This window comes from Streptomyces sp. NPDC002144, assembly GCF_053593695.1.
Map to the genome: position 1 here is coordinate 1 of NZ_JBSFDB010000057.1, position 14,493 is coordinate 14,493.

Annotated in this window: 16 protein-coding genes and 1 pseudogene; 11 read left to right on the top strand and 6 right to left on the bottom strand. The window is 68.8% G+C overall.

The window, feature by feature from the left end; all coding sequences use genetic code 11:
* Together ACWCQ1_RS44170 and ACWCQ1_RS44175 are read left to right on the top strand one after the other, a co-directional pair.
* Window positions 1-255, top strand: a pseudogene (locus ACWCQ1_RS44170) (transcriptional regulator); the annotation flags it as partial.
* A gap of 95 nt (window positions 256-350) precedes the next feature.
* Complete coding sequence (locus ACWCQ1_RS44175) at window positions 351-923, top strand: transcriptional regulator (RefSeq protein WP_451029142.1); 573 nt, start codon at window positions 351-353, stop codon at window positions 921-923.
* A 201-nt stretch (window positions 924-1,124) separates the two neighbouring features.
* On the opposite strand, the gene ACWCQ1_RS44180 is transcribed toward ACWCQ1_RS44175, so the two are convergent.
* Both ACWCQ1_RS44180 and ACWCQ1_RS44185 read right to left on the bottom strand, forming a co-directional pair.
* Window positions 1,125-2,330 (bottom strand): serpin family protein, encoded by a 1,206-nt coding sequence (locus ACWCQ1_RS44180; protein WP_451029143.1) that lies wholly within the window; start codon window positions 2,328-2,330, stop codon window positions 1,125-1,127.
* A 105-nt stretch (window positions 2,331-2,435) separates the two neighbouring features.
* Window positions 2,436-3,035, bottom strand: a complete 600-nt coding sequence (locus ACWCQ1_RS44185) for a DUF308 domain-containing protein (protein WP_358599532.1) — start codon at window positions 3,033-3,035, stop codon at window positions 2,436-2,438.
* A gap of 210 nt (window positions 3,036-3,245) precedes the next feature.
* Between ACWCQ1_RS44185 and ACWCQ1_RS44190 the strand changes: the two genes are divergently transcribed.
* The 3 genes from ACWCQ1_RS44190 to ACWCQ1_RS44200 all read left to right on the top strand — a co-directional run bounded on the left by ACWCQ1_RS44190 (window position 3,246) and on the right by ACWCQ1_RS44200 (window position 5,990).
* Window positions 3,246-4,430, top strand: coding sequence for a sensor histidine kinase (locus ACWCQ1_RS44190; protein ID WP_358599536.1), 1,185 nt, complete (start codon window positions 3,246-3,248; stop codon window positions 4,428-4,430).
* The gene (locus ACWCQ1_RS44195; RefSeq protein WP_133042411.1) at window positions 4,427-5,086 is read left to right on the top strand and encodes a response regulator transcription factor; all 660 of its coding nucleotides are present in this window, start codon (window positions 4,427-4,429) and stop codon (window positions 5,084-5,086) included. The genes ACWCQ1_RS44190 and ACWCQ1_RS44195 overlap by 4 nt, the downstream gene beginning before the upstream one ends.
* Window positions 5,087-5,213: 127 nt before the next feature.
* The gene (locus ACWCQ1_RS44200; protein WP_358599539.1) at window positions 5,214-5,990 is read left to right on the top strand and encodes a polysaccharide deacetylase family protein; all 777 of its coding nucleotides are present in this window, start codon (window positions 5,214-5,216) and stop codon (window positions 5,988-5,990) included.
* 291 nt (window positions 5,991-6,281) lie between these two features.
* Here the strand turns inward: ACWCQ1_RS44200 and ACWCQ1_RS44205 are convergent, their stop codons facing one another.
* Window positions 6,282-7,166, bottom strand: coding sequence for a nuclease (locus tag ACWCQ1_RS44205; protein WP_358599542.1), 885 nt, complete (start codon window positions 7,164-7,166; stop codon window positions 6,282-6,284).
* A gap of 271 nt (window positions 7,167-7,437) precedes the next feature.
* On the opposite strand from ACWCQ1_RS44205, the gene ACWCQ1_RS44210 reads away from it, so the two are divergent.
* Window positions 7,438-7,806 (top strand): hypothetical protein, encoded by a 369-nt coding sequence (locus tag ACWCQ1_RS44210; RefSeq protein ID WP_451029144.1) that lies wholly within the window; start codon window positions 7,438-7,440, stop codon window positions 7,804-7,806.
* A gap of 307 nt (window positions 7,807-8,113) precedes the next feature.
* Here ACWCQ1_RS44210 and ACWCQ1_RS44215 read toward each other — a convergent pair whose 3' ends face one another.
* The 3 genes from ACWCQ1_RS44215 to ACWCQ1_RS44225 all read right to left on the bottom strand — a co-directional run bounded on the left by ACWCQ1_RS44215 (window position 8,114) and on the right by ACWCQ1_RS44225 (window position 10,732).
* Entirely contained in the window at window positions 8,114-8,851 is a 738-nt protein-coding gene (locus ACWCQ1_RS44215) for a CPBP family intramembrane glutamic endopeptidase (protein WP_451029145.1), read from the bottom strand.
* Between the two features lie 325 nt (window positions 8,852-9,176).
* Window positions 9,177-9,473, bottom strand: a complete 297-nt coding sequence (locus ACWCQ1_RS44220; RefSeq protein WP_451029146.1) for a hypothetical protein — start codon at window positions 9,471-9,473, stop codon at window positions 9,177-9,179.
* Between the two features lie 272 nt (window positions 9,474-9,745).
* The gene (locus tag ACWCQ1_RS44225) at window positions 9,746-10,732 is read right to left on the bottom strand and encodes an ArsR/SmtB family transcription factor (protein ID WP_451029147.1); all 987 of its coding nucleotides are present in this window, start codon (window positions 10,730-10,732) and stop codon (window positions 9,746-9,748) included.
* 402 nt (window positions 10,733-11,134) lie between these two features.
* Here ACWCQ1_RS44225 and pqqA point away from each other — a divergent pair, with 402 nt between their 5' ends.
* The 5 genes from pqqA (at window position 11,135) to pqqE (ending at window position 14,387) form a co-directional block, all read left to right on the top strand.
* Window positions 11,135-11,272: a pyrroloquinoline quinone precursor peptide PqqA gene (gene pqqA, locus ACWCQ1_RS44230; protein ID WP_133042405.1), complete on the top strand. Its 138-nt coding sequence runs from the start codon at window positions 11,135-11,137 to the stop codon at window positions 11,270-11,272.
* A 10-nt stretch (window positions 11,273-11,282) separates the two neighbouring features.
* The gene (gene pqqB, locus ACWCQ1_RS44235) at window positions 11,283-12,251 is read left to right on the top strand and encodes a pyrroloquinoline quinone biosynthesis protein PqqB (RefSeq protein WP_358599556.1); all 969 of its coding nucleotides are present in this window, start codon (window positions 11,283-11,285) and stop codon (window positions 12,249-12,251) included.
* Window positions 12,252-12,319: 68 nt separating this feature from the next.
* A complete protein-coding gene (gene pqqC, locus ACWCQ1_RS44240) occupies window positions 12,320-12,997 on the top strand; it encodes a pyrroloquinoline-quinone synthase PqqC (protein WP_451029161.1) in 678 nt (225 codons plus the stop codon).
* Entirely contained in the window at window positions 12,994-13,251 is a 258-nt protein-coding gene (gene pqqD / locus ACWCQ1_RS44245; RefSeq protein WP_358599559.1) for a pyrroloquinoline quinone biosynthesis peptide chaperone PqqD, read from the top strand. The genes pqqC and pqqD overlap by 4 nt, the downstream gene beginning before the upstream one ends.
* Window positions 13,248-14,387 carry a pyrroloquinoline quinone biosynthesis protein PqqE gene (gene pqqE / locus ACWCQ1_RS44250; protein ID WP_358599562.1) on the top strand — a complete coding sequence of 380 codons (1,140 nt, stop codon included), beginning with the start codon at window positions 13,248-13,250 and terminating at the stop codon, window positions 14,385-14,387. Before pqqD ends, pqqE begins: the two co-directional genes overlap by 4 nt.
* The last annotated feature ends 106 nt before the right edge of the window (window positions 14,388-14,493 follow it).

Genomic DNA, 14,493 nt, shown 5'->3' on the forward strand with positions numbered 1-14,493 from the left:
TCGAACTACAACCGGGAGCTGTACCGCACCGACTGGATGCACCTCATCCGCTCCCAGGCCTTCGCCAACCTGTGGTGGAAGGCCCACCGCGCCTACGACGAGGGCCTGATGGTGGTGCGCGCGATGGGCACCGACGAACTCCACGTCATCGGCGACTGGCGCGCGGTCTTCCCCGAGGGCCGCGGAGTCACCGAGGTGAAGATCAAGGACGTCTACACCCTCGGCGTCGGTCCCGACCCTGCCCACGACAGCTGACCCGCGCCGGACCGGCGCGGCATCGACCGCTCGTACGACCCGTACACCCCCTACAGTGATCCACACAACGAGTGACCGGAAGACCGGAAGAGCTGATGCCTGAGCGGAACATCGAGTTCGGCAAGTACGGCGCGCGGGGCATCAAGGGCCACGAAGCCGTCGCCCGCCAACTGGACGCCCTCGCCGGCTACATCACCACCCCCGTCACCGCCCGCCGAGGCCTGCTCGCGCGACTGCACTACCTCACCCGGACCGACCACGCCCGCACTGCCGCCCGCGTGGCCGGCCTGACGGTCACCGACCGCACCCTGCGCGCCTGGCTCGACGGCCGGCGCGCGCCCTCGAGGCGCAACCTTGAGCGGATCGAGCAGGCCTACCGCACCGTGCGCCGCCAGAACATCGCCCGCTATCTCACCGCCCGCCTCAACCGCGAGGGCCGTGGCACCCGCGTCGAGATCCACCCCGTCAACCAGTCCGGCGTCGACCGCCCCCGCCAGCGCGTCGTGGAGTTCCGCACCCTCAACGTGCGCCGCTGGGACCGCATCGTGGCCGCCTGGGCGGCCGGCGACGACCCGGAGCTGGACAACGCCTGGATCGATCAGGTCGTCGACCTCGGCTCGCAGTGGGGCCAGTACGAGTACGTCACGAACATCGGCTTCGCTGCCTGACCGGGCCTCGCCTGGTCGCCTTCAAACGCCGCAAGCTCGAGCTGACCCCGGGCGCCGAACGCCGGACCGCCCGCCGAGGAGCGGGCCCGGCACGGGCCCGCGACCTGCCCTCCTTGACGATTACATCCGTGGTCCGCAAGTGGATCCAGTGCTCGGCCGGGAGGTCACAGAACGCCGGCAGTGGGATGGCAAGGCACGCCCTTACCGCCAGTCCTCCTCGTCGTACCGGGGGTACGGCAATGGATCCGTGATCCAGCCCGCCGTCAGCACGAGCCGTGTGTGGCGGTGCAGGGCGAGAAAGCCGAAGGGCCGGTCGAAGGCGGCGCTGATGCTGGTGGTGACGTAGCGGAGGTCAGGCGGACCGCCGCCGGCGACTGCACCGAACGCCGTCACCGAGGCGGCCTCGAAGCCCAACGCGCCGAAACGTGCCATGGTGTTCTGCTCTGCCGACCCGATGGCGAGCGGGAAGGCGCTGACGCCGGGGAAGTGCCCGCGCGAGTTGTCCCGTGCCGTCGTGAGCCCGAACAACCGGTGCAGCTTCAGCAGATTGTGGCTCGCTTTCATGTCGTACGCCACGGTTGTCACGTCCAGCGACGGCGGCTCGGGCCGCGTACAGCGCACCTTCTCCACCCGCAGGCCGGGTCCCACGTTCCCGTAGGGCAGCCGCGGTCCCGGCACGACCGAGCGCCGGCCGGCGAGGATGTCCACCCCGGCTCCCAGCACCTGCCCCGGCTTCATGCCTTCTTCGCCGAGCAGCAGGTGTACGTCCAGGGCATTGTTGCCCAGCACCTTCAGTTCGGTGACGTATCCGCTGGGTGTGTCCGCCACCCCGACACGGTCCAGCACGGCACTGGAGCGCCGTAGTCCCAGCCGCGGCTGGGTGGCCCAGGGTTCGTACGCCGTCTCCAGTTGGGTCTCGTCGAAGGGGCTCAGCCACTTCGTGCGCAGGGTCAGCGCGCTCGCCAGCACCATCTCCGTCTGTTCGGTCAGGATGACCGGCATGCGCTCGATCAGTCCGCCGGTTCGCTTCGCCGTCCAGGCGTCCAGCGCCTGGTGGTCGGCCACGGGATCCCCGGTGAGCACCCCGTGGGCGTCGGCCGGCAGGCCTGCTTCCCACTCCTGCCTCAGCTGTAGCGTGCGCTTCGTCCACAGTCCCAGAGCCGTGTCCAGCCCCCGCATGCTGTCCATCGCGGCAAGCAACTCGCGTGCCGCGGCCGTGGCTTGCCCGGTAGGGAGCCCGAGAGCCTCGGTCAGCTCGGCCCGCGCCGCGCCCTCGGCCCCGTCGGCGAGGTGGGCCAGCAGCGGCCACACCCCCGCCGCCGAGAACGCCGTGCCCTTCTCCGAGGCGCCCGCCCACCGCGCGGTCAACCCGTTCACCGCGCGCACAGTTGTCGACGCGACTCCCATTCCACCCGCCTGGCCGGCACGCTCATGTGCGCCCAGCCGTACGTCAGTTCACTGGCGCCGCATGCCCCGGGAGCACATTACCTGCGGTGTCTGCGAGGGCAGCGGTCAACGCCTTTCGCGTCGGCTGCGGACGCTCAGGGCGACGACGGAGACGAGGAACCAGAACGCGCCGAACGCCGAGTATCCGGCCACGGTGGACAGGCTGCTCGTCGCCGAACCGGAGGTGGCGGCGATGGTGGCGCCGGCGAGGACGGACTGTCCGCCGCTGATGGCCATGGGCCACTGGGCGCCGACGGTGCGCCGGCGTCGGATCGCCACGATGAGCTGGATGGCTCCGGAGAGGAGGGCCCAGACGCCGAAGACGAGTAGGGCCGTCCCGATGGTGGAGAAGACGGCGATGATCATCCCGGCGGTGGTGGCGAGGCCCAGACCCAGGTTGATGGTGCTGACGCTGTTCGTGGAGCCGGTGCCGGTCAGGTGGCGCTCGATGAGGGTGGCGATGGCGTCCCACAGGGGGTAGACGACGAGCAGTACGGCCGCGATCACTGTGGGCTCGTCCGTCGACACGAGCGAGGCGGAGGTCGTGAAGACGAGTGCCACCCAGATCAGGGAGAAGGCGACCCGGATCAGGTGGAGCGATCGGAGTCCGGAGGACGTCGACGTGGCAGTGGCCGAAGCGGTCGAAGTGACGGTGGTCTGAGTCATCGGGTGTCCCGTTGTGATCGTGACGGTGTGAGACGGTCGCCTCGAGGAGGAGTCTCAGCGGTCTCGGGAAGGGCCGCGTACTTCGAACGAAGTACTTCTGCCATCCACCTTCGACGGAAGGGGACCAGCGCTCTCGATCGACCGAAGCAGCTCGGTCATCTACACCGTTCGAAGTACACGGTCGCCGCACACGTCAACGAGAATCGGCTCATGGCCAAGGCGCAGAACAGTCAGGACGGGCCGCCCGCACCGGTGTGGGTCCGCTGCCCCGAGGTGCTGCACCGGGCCGCGTATGCGGTGGCAGGGCTGGTGTTCACCGGGCAGATCGTGGCGGCGGCAGTGAGGGGGTCGGACTGGCCGACGGTGCTGTCCGTGATCCTCGCCGGCGGCGGCGTCGCCCTGTCGTGGTGGAAGCCGTGGGCAGGGCTGGTCGTGACGAGTGCGGCGTCCTTCGCCGTCACAGCGGTGGGTGACGACCCCCTGTCGGTGTGGATGATGGCAGTGCTCGTGCTGTTCTCGGTCACCCTCAGGGGAAAGCAGCCGCTGGCCGGGACCGGCATCGTGGCGGCGTCCTTCCTGGGGGCGTTCATGACGGTCGGAGGATTCCGTGGCGGTGCGGTCGTGGGAGCCGCCGCCCTGTTCTCGGCCGTGGCGGGCGGTGCGACGGGGGCCGCGCTCCGTATCCATCGGGAGCACTGGTGGATCCTGGAGGAACGCGCCGAGACCGCCATCGCCACCCGCGAGATCGAGGCCACCCGACGAGTGACCGAGGAACGTCTCCGTATCGCCCGGGATCTTCACGACGTCATCGGCCACCAGGTCGCGATGCTGAGCGTGCACCTCGGTGCGGCGGAGATCGGGCTGCCCGAGGGCGCCGACTCCTCCCGGCAGGCCCTCGTGTCGGCCAGGTCCAGCGCCCGTACCGTCGTCGTCGAGACGCAACGCATCCTCTCACTCCTCCGCCTCGGGGACGACGTCTCCGGCGACGAGGCGCTCCGGCCGACGCCGGCGCTGAGCGGCCTGGAAGGACTCATCGCCTCTTTCGAAAGCATCGGCCTCGACGTCCGGCCCTCCATCGACATCCCGGCCGGCTTCGTGGAGCCGAGCGTCGGCGTAGCGGTCTACCGGGTCGTTCAGGAGGCGCTCACGAACGCCTACCGGCACGGAGAGGGGACGGCAACGGTGGATGTGGGCGAGGACGACGGCAGGATCCGCGTCACCGTGGAGAACCGCGTCGGCCACTCACCCCATGGCTCCGACACGGGCAGCGGACTCGGCCTCGTGGGGATGCGCGAACGCGTCGAGTCCTCCAGAGGGCGGCTGACGATCGACAGGCACGACGGGCGATTCCGGGTCCACGCGGTGTTCAGCCCGCTGGGAGAAGTCGTCCGATGACACGGATTCTGATCGTCGACGACCAGGACGAGATCAGGGCCGGGATCCGGACGATGCTTCAGCTCGACCCGAGTCTCGTCGTCGCGGGGGATCTCTCCGACGGGCTCCAGGTCGTCCCCTTCCTCCGCGACCACCCTGTCGACCTGGTGTTGATGGACATCCGGATGCCGGGCATCGACGGCGTCGAAGCCACCCGCCGGATCCGCGCAGAGCATCCACCCGAGAAGACGCGGGTGATCGTGCTGACCACTTTCGACCAGGACGACATCGTCCTCGCCGCCCTGCGCGCGGGCGCCAACGGCTTCCTGAGCAAGACCGTGAGCCCTGCTGAACTCGTCGCCGGAATCGCCGAGGTCGTGGGCGGTGGCGGTGCGCTGTCGGCCGCCGCGACGGCCGCGCTCATCGGTCACATGACCGACAGTCCGCCGCCGCTCATCGACAAGGAACTGCTGCGACGCTTCAGCGCGCTGACCCCCAGGGAACGGGACGTGGTCGTTCTGATCGCAAGCGGTCTCGGCAACGACGAGATCGCGGCCCAGATGTCCGTGTCACCGTTCACGGTGAAGACGCACGCGGTCCGAGCCATGACGAAGGTCGGCGCCCGCGACCGAGCCCAACTGGTCTCCTTCACCTTCCGGGCAGGCCTCTACCCCTGAACTTGGCGAGCGTTCGGGTGTGCACGCGTCGTGTTCAACGACGCCGTGAGCCCGGTGCGCACATGTGTTCTACCTCACTCTCGAGGCTGCTGAGCAACCCTTGCGGCGCTGAAATCTTCTCCCTCATGTGAAGATCCTCAGAAGGCGGCCTCGCCTGCTCATATCCCTGACCTTGGCCGTGGTGGCGGCCGTGACGGTGACCGTCGCCATGGTCATCCAGGCGAACAAGATGGAAACCCTTTCCCCGCGCGAAGAACGTGACCGGGTCGCATCTGGAACGGGCGTACCGTCGGGGCAAGTGGACTGCCGCAAGGCCAAGTGCATCGCGCTCACCTTCGACGGCAACCCGGGCGAACCCACCGACCGGCTCATGGACCTCCTGAAGCAGTACAAGGCGCCGTCGACGTTCTTCCTTGAGGGCCGGCGCATTCACAAGTTCCCAGACGTGGTGCGGCGGATCGCGAAGGACGGCCACGAGATCGGGGACCACACCTGGACGCACGCGGTGCTGACCGATGTCTCCGACGCGCAGATCCGTGACGAACTGCGCCGCACGGCACGGGCCATCTCCGGAATCACCGGCACCGAACCGACGCTGATGCGCCCGCCCCAGGGCCGCACCGACGACCGCGTCTCCAAGGTCGCGAAAGAAATGGGGATGGCGCAGGTGCTATGGACAGTGACCGCGAAGGACTATGAGACGGACGACAGCGCGCTGATCATCAAACGTGTGCTTGACGGCGCCAGCCGCGACGGGATCATCCTGCTCCACCCGCTGCACAAGGGCACCGTGCCGGCCATGCCGTCCATCCTGCAGGCGCTGAGCAAGCAGGGCTACACCTTCGTGACCGTCTCCCAGCTCCTCGCTCCGGCCAAGGCCGAGCCGGGCAAGATCTATAGGTGACTGACTGCCTGACCAACCGACAGGCGATACGTCCGCCTCATGGGTCGCCTCGCCACCACGGGGGCAGTGGCCCCCGGTTCCATGCGGTGCATGGCGGGGGATCGCCACGGTGCCCCGCCGCTGGACATGGGTGGGCGTAGGTCAGGTCCCCGGTGGGCGGCTGCGACCCTGACGTACGTATCCAGCAGGCGGGCAGACGGCACGGAACACGCCGGTGAGCCGCGCGGCAGGCGTCGGTGATCACGGGCTCAGGGCCGGTTCGGGGTCAGAACGCGGTAGCTGGCAGCCTGGTCACTTCTCGACGAAGACGATCTCTTCCGGCTGATGGGTCATCCTCACGGTGTTGCCGTTGGTGATCTCAATGGCGTGTTGCAGGCCGGTGATCTCCTTTGAGGTCGGCGGCATGTGGAACTTGTCGGCGCCTCCGCCCAGATAGGAGGGGAGGCAGGCCAACGACGGATCTGTGGGGTTGAGATCGAGGTATTCCTTCAGCCGGCGGAACAGCTTGGGAAGGATGACCGCTCCGTCGTCGGCCGTGAGCGAGGCCATGCCGGTGATCTTCACTCCGGACTGCGTCACGTCCTTGCCCCACACGCCCAGGGGCGGTGTGGACTGACGTGCCTGCTGGGCGGCGGCGGCGAGGACCTTGCGCAGAGAGACGGGAAAGCCCGTGTAGAAGGTCGGGTAGGCCAGGCCGAGCGAGAGCAGGTGGTGGTTGGCGGTCTTCTTCAGCAGGGCGTCGTCGACCTCGATCTCGTAGCCGCTGCACCCGGGCGGGGTGCCGCGTCCGACCAGAGCCACGCAGCGGCCGTAGATGTCGGTGCCCCGGGTGAGGATGAAGCCGGGCACGCTGGCGGGGGTGAGGGTGACGGTCTCGTCCGGCTTACGGACGATGTTGGTGAAGCCGAGGAATGTCAGCAGCTCGTCCGCGGCCTGGTGCGCGAGGCCGATCGGCTGGTGCTGGTCGGGTCCGTAGTTGCCCCCGTAGTGGGTCTCCAGCGCGTCGATGCCCTCCAGCCGGACGTTGGCGTGGCCGTCGGCGGCAGGCAGGATCGGCTTGCACCCGGGTACGAGTTTCCAGTCGGCCACGTTGTCCGGGATGAACGGGACAGTGTCACCGTCCGGCTTGGCCTTCTCCGAGACCTTGAACGAGCCCTTGATGAGCAGCATGGGCATGGCGACTCCCTTACGGAGGATTACCCTACGTGTTCGATAATGACACAGAGTGCATATCGGCGCACGAGAATCGTCTGTTGGGCCGTGACTGCCGGAGTCGGACCGCCTTGCGGGGCGACGGAGCGGACCACGCATCCCCTCTTCTCCCAACCGGTTGTCGCCGAGGGCCCCGCCGACAAGCCGGGCACGCCTCGAAAGGCTGACGCGATCCCGGTCCGTCACTGTCACACCTTCTCGCTACTCTCACCGCGCCGAGATCAAGGAGGACCGGGTGCTTGAAGGCGTGCTGATCGCGGAAAGTCTGCGGATCGGAACCGAGTTGGCGGGAGTCCCGCTGCACATCACCAAGATCGCCAGAGTGGAGGTGAAGAACGCGGCGGCCGAGCAACCGCAGCAGTGGACTCTCCTGGACTTCGCTGCCGAGGAGGCCGACGCCGAGCGTCTGGCCGAGCAGCTGGCTGCCTGCCTGGCCCCGACCGGGGGCTGGTATGTCAACTACAACACCACGGCGGAGGCGTTCGTGGTCTTCGCCGACAAGGTTTTCCGCTATCCACGTAAGCAGGCGGAAGGCCGTCGGCAGGCGCAGGACTACGCGCGCTCCATCGGCATCCCCGTGCCACAGCTGGACTGGCAGGACTGATCCTTCGGGCCCCGTGTCACCACCGGGGCCCGACCGCTGCAACGGCCACCACCTGGGGAGTTACATGACCGCCGGGGGCACGCCGACGGGACTGTCCCCTGTAGGTTCCCGGGATCCCGGGCGGTGAGCAGTGGACCCCGGCAAGACCGGGTCGGACGTCTGGTCCCTGAACACGGCTGACGGGGCCCAGGTGAACTCCGGCAACCGCAACTCCCGGCCAATCAACAGTGGGTGCCCGCCGCAGTCGGATCCGCGTACGAACCGGTCAACCTCAACAGCGGCGAGTGCGACCGCGCAGGGGAAGACGTCAGTCCAGAGTCCCGGCCTGATCGGGGCGCCCGTCGTGGTTCGCGTCAGCGGCACCGTACGGCCCTGCGGCGGCCGTGCTGCCGTATCGGCGCACCAACCACACCCCGAAGGCGGCGTGGAAGACGTAAACGCACACCTGCCACCAGTCCGGCGCCGCACCGGGCGAACGGATCTGGAAGAAGTCGTCCAGACCGTGCACTACGACCATCGGCCAGACCGAGCCGATCGCCAAGCGCAGCCCGGCGCAGGCGAAGCCGAACAGCCCGGCGGACAGCATCTGCCACAGTGTGTCGTTCAGCGGGGCGCCGAAGAACAGGAAGTTCTGCACGTGGCCGACACCGAACAGGAAACCGACGCCGATCGCCGCCCGCAGCGCCCCGAGCGGAACGAGGACCTGTTGCACCAGGCCCCGGCTGGACACTTCCTCGTTGACGCCGACCCACAACAACGAGACCAGTGAGCTGACGAGCGCGGTCGTACTGCCGTCGAGGCCCGCGACGGCGTACGAGCCGGCGATCAGGAGCATGGGCGCGGCCAGCCACCAGCGCCGCCCCCGGCCGAGTGTCGCCACCCCGGACGTCCGCAGCCACCCCCAACGCCACAGCACCAACCAGGTACCCGCGAAACCCGCCGCGTTGACCACCGTAGCGCCGAGACCGGGAAACCAGGACGGGGCCAACGGCGGCAGGATCACCTTGGCGAACAGCACCAGCACGACATGCCAGACAAGCGTCAACTCGACGGCGCCACACACCGGATGGCGACTCGCGTGGCTCCTCCACCGATCCATCACAGGCCGAGCGTAGTCAGGAGATCGCGGAGCCACGGGACTCGTGCTGATACGGAATGACGGAATCCATCTGCTCTGCGGCGCCCCCGGCCGCAAGGCCTCCTTCCCACCCCGCGACGACGCTGGGGCCGAATCCTCGTTTCCGTTTTCTCAGTTCAGGAAGACCGGTGCGGTCGCCGGGTGAAGATGTCGGTTCGGCCGTCATCGGCTCGCTCAACGGCTTTGTCCTGGTCGTGTGGGGCCCCGGCCTCGGCCGGGGCCCCAAGTTCGGCTACGGCATTAGGCGGGCTCTCGCGGCCAGTGCCCTCTGCAGCACCTTCTCCCGGTAGGGGTTTGCCGAGCTGAGTGCCCTCGCCACCTCCACGGCCTCGTCGAGCAGGGCCTGCCTACGCTCGGGCAACTCCCGCACCAGAGATGAGCCGCTCTCCTCCACCAGGACGTACGCCAGCTTCGATCCGTACACCTCCGGCTCGACCTGCGTCAGCAGACGGTAGATCCACAGCCCCTCGACGCCTCGTACCACCCGACGGTTGGCGCTGAGCAGCCTGACCTTCGCCAGCACAACCATGTCCCGATCCATCGATCCCCTTCGTCCCCGCCCCTCCCCGGTCGGCGCATGTCCCACGGCGAGACAGCACGGCGAACGCGCCGACAGCCGATGACGGATGCCGACACGTTGGCCGGAGAGTGGATGACGACGAGTCTGCGGGCACGGCACCACCCGCAACAAGGCCGTACAGGCGTGCGCTTCGTCCTACCGAAAACTTCTCCGACCAGGCATGATGGACCTGACACTCACTCAAAGCCCTGTCTGGCGAAGACTGCGTGCCTCGACGCAGCTCAGCCGTGCCCCAGCAGGGTGATGCCCAGTGATGTGACCGTGTGGAGGACCGCCTTGCCCTCGCGTCGGGTGGTGATCAGGCGGGCGTTGCGCAGTGCCGTCGTGTGGTGGGTCGCGGTCGCCGGCGAGATGTACAGGCGGCGGGCCAGCTCCGTGGTGCCGCATCCGCCGACGGTCGCCCTCAGTACGGCGGCCCTGGTACGTCCCAACAGGGCGTCGAGTGAGGGGCCGGTGGACTCGACGCCGTCCCACAGCGCGGTGTCGAGTGAGGCCCCGCTGAGGGTGGGGACGGCCAGAACGGGTGCCCGATCCGGGTCCAGCGGCGGGTACAGGAGGTCTACCTGCCAGCTCGAGAACATCGTCGGCGCAATGACGAGACCTCGCCCGTTCAGGTGGACGTCCGCATCGTGCGTGTGGACCACTTCGAGCACGGGCGGCCGCCAGCGGATCAACGGAGGGCAGAGTGTGGTGAGGAGCTGCTCGACCCCGCCGTCGGCCATCGTGCCCACGTACCCGGCCCGGACGTCGCTCAGGTGGGAGCGCACCCTGCTCCAGTAGGGGGCGACGGTGACGCTGTGGCAGGCTCGGAGTGCCGTGGCCACCTGGAGGCGGGCTTCCCGGTTTCCGTCCATGAGGTTCCTGGCCCAGGAGCGATGGGTGGGGTGGAGGTCGAGGTTCTCCAGTTCGAGGCGCATCAGGGCGCGGGGAGCCGCCATCAGGTTCTCCACCGCCTCGTCGATGGATGCCGTGTCTCCCATCAGGCTCGTCGCGTCGATCAGCGGTCCCCGTGCGGGCATCAACGCGGCGAGTGGGCCGGCCTGTTGGCCCAGCCGCCCACGTACCGACAGGTGCCAGCGGCGGAAGGTGAGACTGGCGTCGCGGTCCTTCAACAGCTTCACAGTGTCGATCGTCTCCGCCGCAACGCCGATCGTTGTGGCCACGCGGGTGCGCGCCAGGTCCTCCGCCGTGAAGTGGATGCGTTTCACCGAGCGCCCCGTTCTGCGCGTCACTGTCGGCCCACAGCAGTCTCGGTTCCGGACGGGAGCCACGCAATGATCAATCAGGCCACTGCCCGTTCGAAGAGCAAGGCGACGGCAACGGCGCGCGTGGTGCCCACAACAGGCTGGCGTCTGGAAGGTAGGAGGTGTGACTTGATTCGTCGAGAACGAATGAAGTCCAAAGGTCCATACCTAGACAATAAAACCTCAAGAAAAGCACCGAGATAAGCGGGAATGTGGGAGGTGCAGTGCATGTGGCGGCCTCAGGGTGCTGTGTGATTCGGCCAGAAAAGATCGGAGCAATTTCCCGTCGCGATATTGACCCGGATGGCTCGGCTGAGGATTCTCAACACAGAGCGCAGCGGTCCCCGACGAAAGGCAGACATCGTTATGGCCGAATCCGTGCAGCATGCGGTGGAGCAGCACTCACAGCCCGAAGATGAGGAATCAGGGACCTGGCAGACCCCCGACTATGCAGTCGTGGAGACCGCCTTGGAGGTCACCGCCTACTCGCTGAGCAGCCGCTAGCAGCGCCGCCGTGCTGCTGCAAGTGCTCGGCACCGCGGCGGGCGGCGGCGTGCCGCAGTGGAACTGTGCGTGTCCCGGTTGTGCCGGGGCACGCATCCACCCCCACTGGCGCCGTCGCCACGCCTCGCTGGCCGTGCGTGCGTCCGAGGACAGCTGGTATCTCGTCAACGCCACACCCGACATAGGCGACCAGATCGAGGACTGTCCGTCGCTCCACCCCGGCCCCGGGTCGCGGCGTACTCCTCTTGCCGGGCTGGTGCTGACGGACGCCGAACTCGATCACACCCTCGGCATCGCCCGCCTGCGCGAAGCCGGCGATGGCGGCCTGGAGGTGCTCGCCACCGGCGCCGTACGCGAAGCCCTGCTCACCCGGCTGTCCCTGGGTGCCGTACTCGGCCCGTACACCCCGCTCACCTGGCGCGCACTGACCCCCGACCGGCCCGAACCGCTGTGCGCGGGCTCCCCGGTCACGATCAGCGCGATCCCCGTATCCGCCAAACGCCCTCGGTATGCGGCAGACATGGGGGCGGGCTCCGGGGCGGACAACGGGATGCACCCCGTGCCCTGCCCCGCAACGGACCCCCCGGGCGGGGATCAGGACCCATGGGTGGTCGCCCTGCGGCTCACCGACCTCTCCAGCGGTGCGTCCGTGGTCTACGCCCCGGCGCTGGCGGCGTGGCCGGACGCTCTGCAGAGCGCTGTCGCCGCGGCGGACTGCGTGATCGTCGACGGTACGTTCTGGGACGACGACGAACCCCGGCGCACCGGTATCTCCCAGCGGACCGCGACCGGTATGGGCCACCTTCCGATCGACGGTCCGGGCGGTACCGCGGAGCGCCTGGCCCCGCTGGGCGGACGCTGCTTCTACACCCATCTGAACAACACCAATCCCCTCGTCGACCCCGGCTCACCGCTGCACGGTCAGCTGGCCGCCCAGGGCATCGAGGTGGCCAACGACGGAATGGTGATCGAGCTGTGAGCACCGGCGCGAGCACGACGACGGCAGGCGGAGCCGGTACGTCCGCCACGGCAGACGGCGCAACCACCGTGCTGGAGCACCGGCTCAGAGCCGTGGCACGAGAGCGCTACCACGACCGCCACCCCTTCAACGTGCGTATGCACCAAGGCGAGCTGACCCCCGACGAACTGCGCTGCTGGATCCTCAACCGCTTTCACTACCAGCGGCACATCCCCGTCAAGGACGCCCTGATTCTCGCCAAACTGGACAGCCCACGCCTGCGCCGGATGTGGATGCGGCGGATCAAGGAACACGACGGCCGGACCGAGGGGGAAGGCGGCATCGAGCGATGGCTGCGGCTGGGCGAGGCAGCGGGCATCGACCGGTCCGAACTCCTGTCGGGACGGGGCGTCCTCCCCGGCGTACGACTTGCCGTGGAGGGCTACGTCAACTTCTGCCGGCTCCGCTCCCCGCTGGAAGCCGTCGCCGCCTCCCTCACCGAGCTGTCCGCCCCGGGCATCATGCGCACCCGCATCGGCGCCTTCGAACGCCACTACCAGTGGATCGACGCCGACGGACTCGCGTACTTCCGCGCCCGCGAAACCCAAGGCCGACAGGACAGCAGGGAGGCCCTCGGTCTCGTTCTCGACTGGGCGAAGGGACAGGCCGACGAGGAACGGGCGGTGGCGGCCCTCTCCTTCAAGTGCGATGTGCTGTGGTCACTGCTGGACGCGGTCGATCACGCCGGCACAAAGGCGCGGCCGTGACCGGCTGGCGGCCCGCCCTCGAACGATCGGTCGTGCTCCGGCACGACCGGGTCCGCCGGACTTACCTGCTGGTCCTGCCCGAACGGGTGGTCGTACTGGAGGGAAGGGCGGCGGACGTCCTGCGGCTGTGCGACGGGCACCGGTCGGTGGACGAGATCGTCGACGTGCTGGAAGCCCGCTTTCCCGGAGCGCCCGTGACGGTGGAGGTGCCCCGGTTCCTGGACCGCGTACGGCAGGAGGGCTGGCTGCGATGACCACTCTTCCGTCCACTCCGCGTTCATCACCGTCCCCGTCTCCTCCCTGGGCCCTGCTGGCGGAACTCACTCACGGCTGCCCGCTGCACTGTCCTTATTGCTCCAATCCGCTGGAGCTGGTACGTCGTTCGCGCGAGCTCTCCGCCGGGGAGTGGGGCGACGTGCTCCGGCAGGCCGCGGATCTCGGCGTCGTGCACACCCATCTCTCCGGCGGCGAACCGCTGCTCCGTTCCGACCTCGCGGCGATCGTCGCGGCGGCCGATTCGGCCGGGATCTACACCCAACTGGTCACCAGCGGGGTCGGACTGAGCGCGCCGAGGCTGTCTGCGCTGGTCTCCGCCGGACTGCGCAGCGTCCAGCTCTCGGTGCAGCACGCGGACCCGGCGTCCTCCGACCGGATCGCCGGAAAACGGTCCTTCGCCGCCAAGGAACGCGCCGCCGCGCTCGTGCGCGAGGCCGGACTGCCGCTGGGCCTCAATGTCGTCCTGCATCGCGACAACCTCGACGCCGTCGACGCCGTCGTGGACCTGGGCGTGGCCTGGGGCGCGGACCGCATCGAGCTGGCGAACACCCAGTTCTACGGGTGGGCCCTGCGCAACCGCACCGCGCTCCTGCCCACCCGCGACCAGCTCTCCCGCGCCCGGGACGCCGTCGAGCGGCGTCGGGAGCAACTGGCGGGCACCACCGAGCTGGTGTGGGTCGTACCGGACTACTTCGACGGCGTACCGAAGCCGTGCATGGGCGGCTGGGGGGCGGTGTCGCTGACCGTCGCCCCGGACGGCGGGGTCCTGCCGTGCCCGGCTGCGGGAGGCCTTCCGGATCTGGACGTGCCGAACGTCCGCGACCGTCCGCTGGAGTGGATCTGGAACAGCTCGCCGGCCTTCAACCGCTACCGCGGCACCGAGTGGATGAGCGAACCGTGCCGCGGATGCCCCCGCCGCGAGACCGATTTCGGCGGCTGCCGCTGTCAGGCCCACGCACTCACCGGCGAAGCCGCGCGCACCGACCCCGCGTGCGCGCTCTCTCCCGACCACGCCCTCCTGCGCGCCGTCGCGGAGACACCGCGTCCCAGCACCGCACCCTACGTCTATCGAGGCCCCGGTCCCCGGACACCCCGCAGCTCCCGGACCGTATGACAGGGGCGCCAGCCGTCGACGCAGCCGGGTCCTGACAGGTCGCGGCCCGCTGTCCCGGGTTGGGCCCTGAATTCATGATCAGCGGCCGTCTCTTCCGGATGCTGTG

Coding starts and splice junctions, on each gene's coding strand:
- pqqA (WP_133042405.1), top strand. CDS start 11,135: ATGGCCGAATCCGTGCAGCATGCGGTGGAGCAGCACTCACAGCCCGAA.
- ACWCQ1_RS44195 (WP_133042411.1), top strand. CDS start 4,427: ATGACACGGATTCTGATCGTCGACGACCAGGACGAGATCAGGGCCGGG.
- ACWCQ1_RS44190 (WP_358599536.1), top strand. CDS start 3,246: ATGGCCAAGGCGCAGAACAGTCAGGACGGGCCGCCCGCACCGGTGTGG.
- ACWCQ1_RS44220 (WP_451029146.1), bottom strand. CDS start 9,473: ATGGTTGTGCTGGCGAAGGTCAGGCTGCTCAGCGCCAACCGTCGGGTG.
- ACWCQ1_RS44185 (WP_358599532.1), bottom strand. CDS start 3,035: ATGACTCAGACCACCGTCACTTCGACCGCTTCGGCCACTGCCACGTCG.
- ACWCQ1_RS44205 (WP_358599542.1), bottom strand. CDS start 7,166: ATGCCCATGCTGCTCATCAAGGGCTCGTTCAAGGTCTCGGAGAAGGCC.
- ACWCQ1_RS44175 (WP_451029142.1), top strand. CDS start 351: ATGCCTGAGCGGAACATCGAGTTCGGCAAGTACGGCGCGCGGGGCATC.
- ACWCQ1_RS44180 (WP_451029143.1), bottom strand. CDS start 2,330: ATGGGAGTCGCGTCGACAACTGTGCGCGCGGTGAACGGGTTGACCGCG.
- pqqE (WP_358599562.1), top strand. CDS start 13,248: ATGACCACTCTTCCGTCCACTCCGCGTTCATCACCGTCCCCGTCTCCT.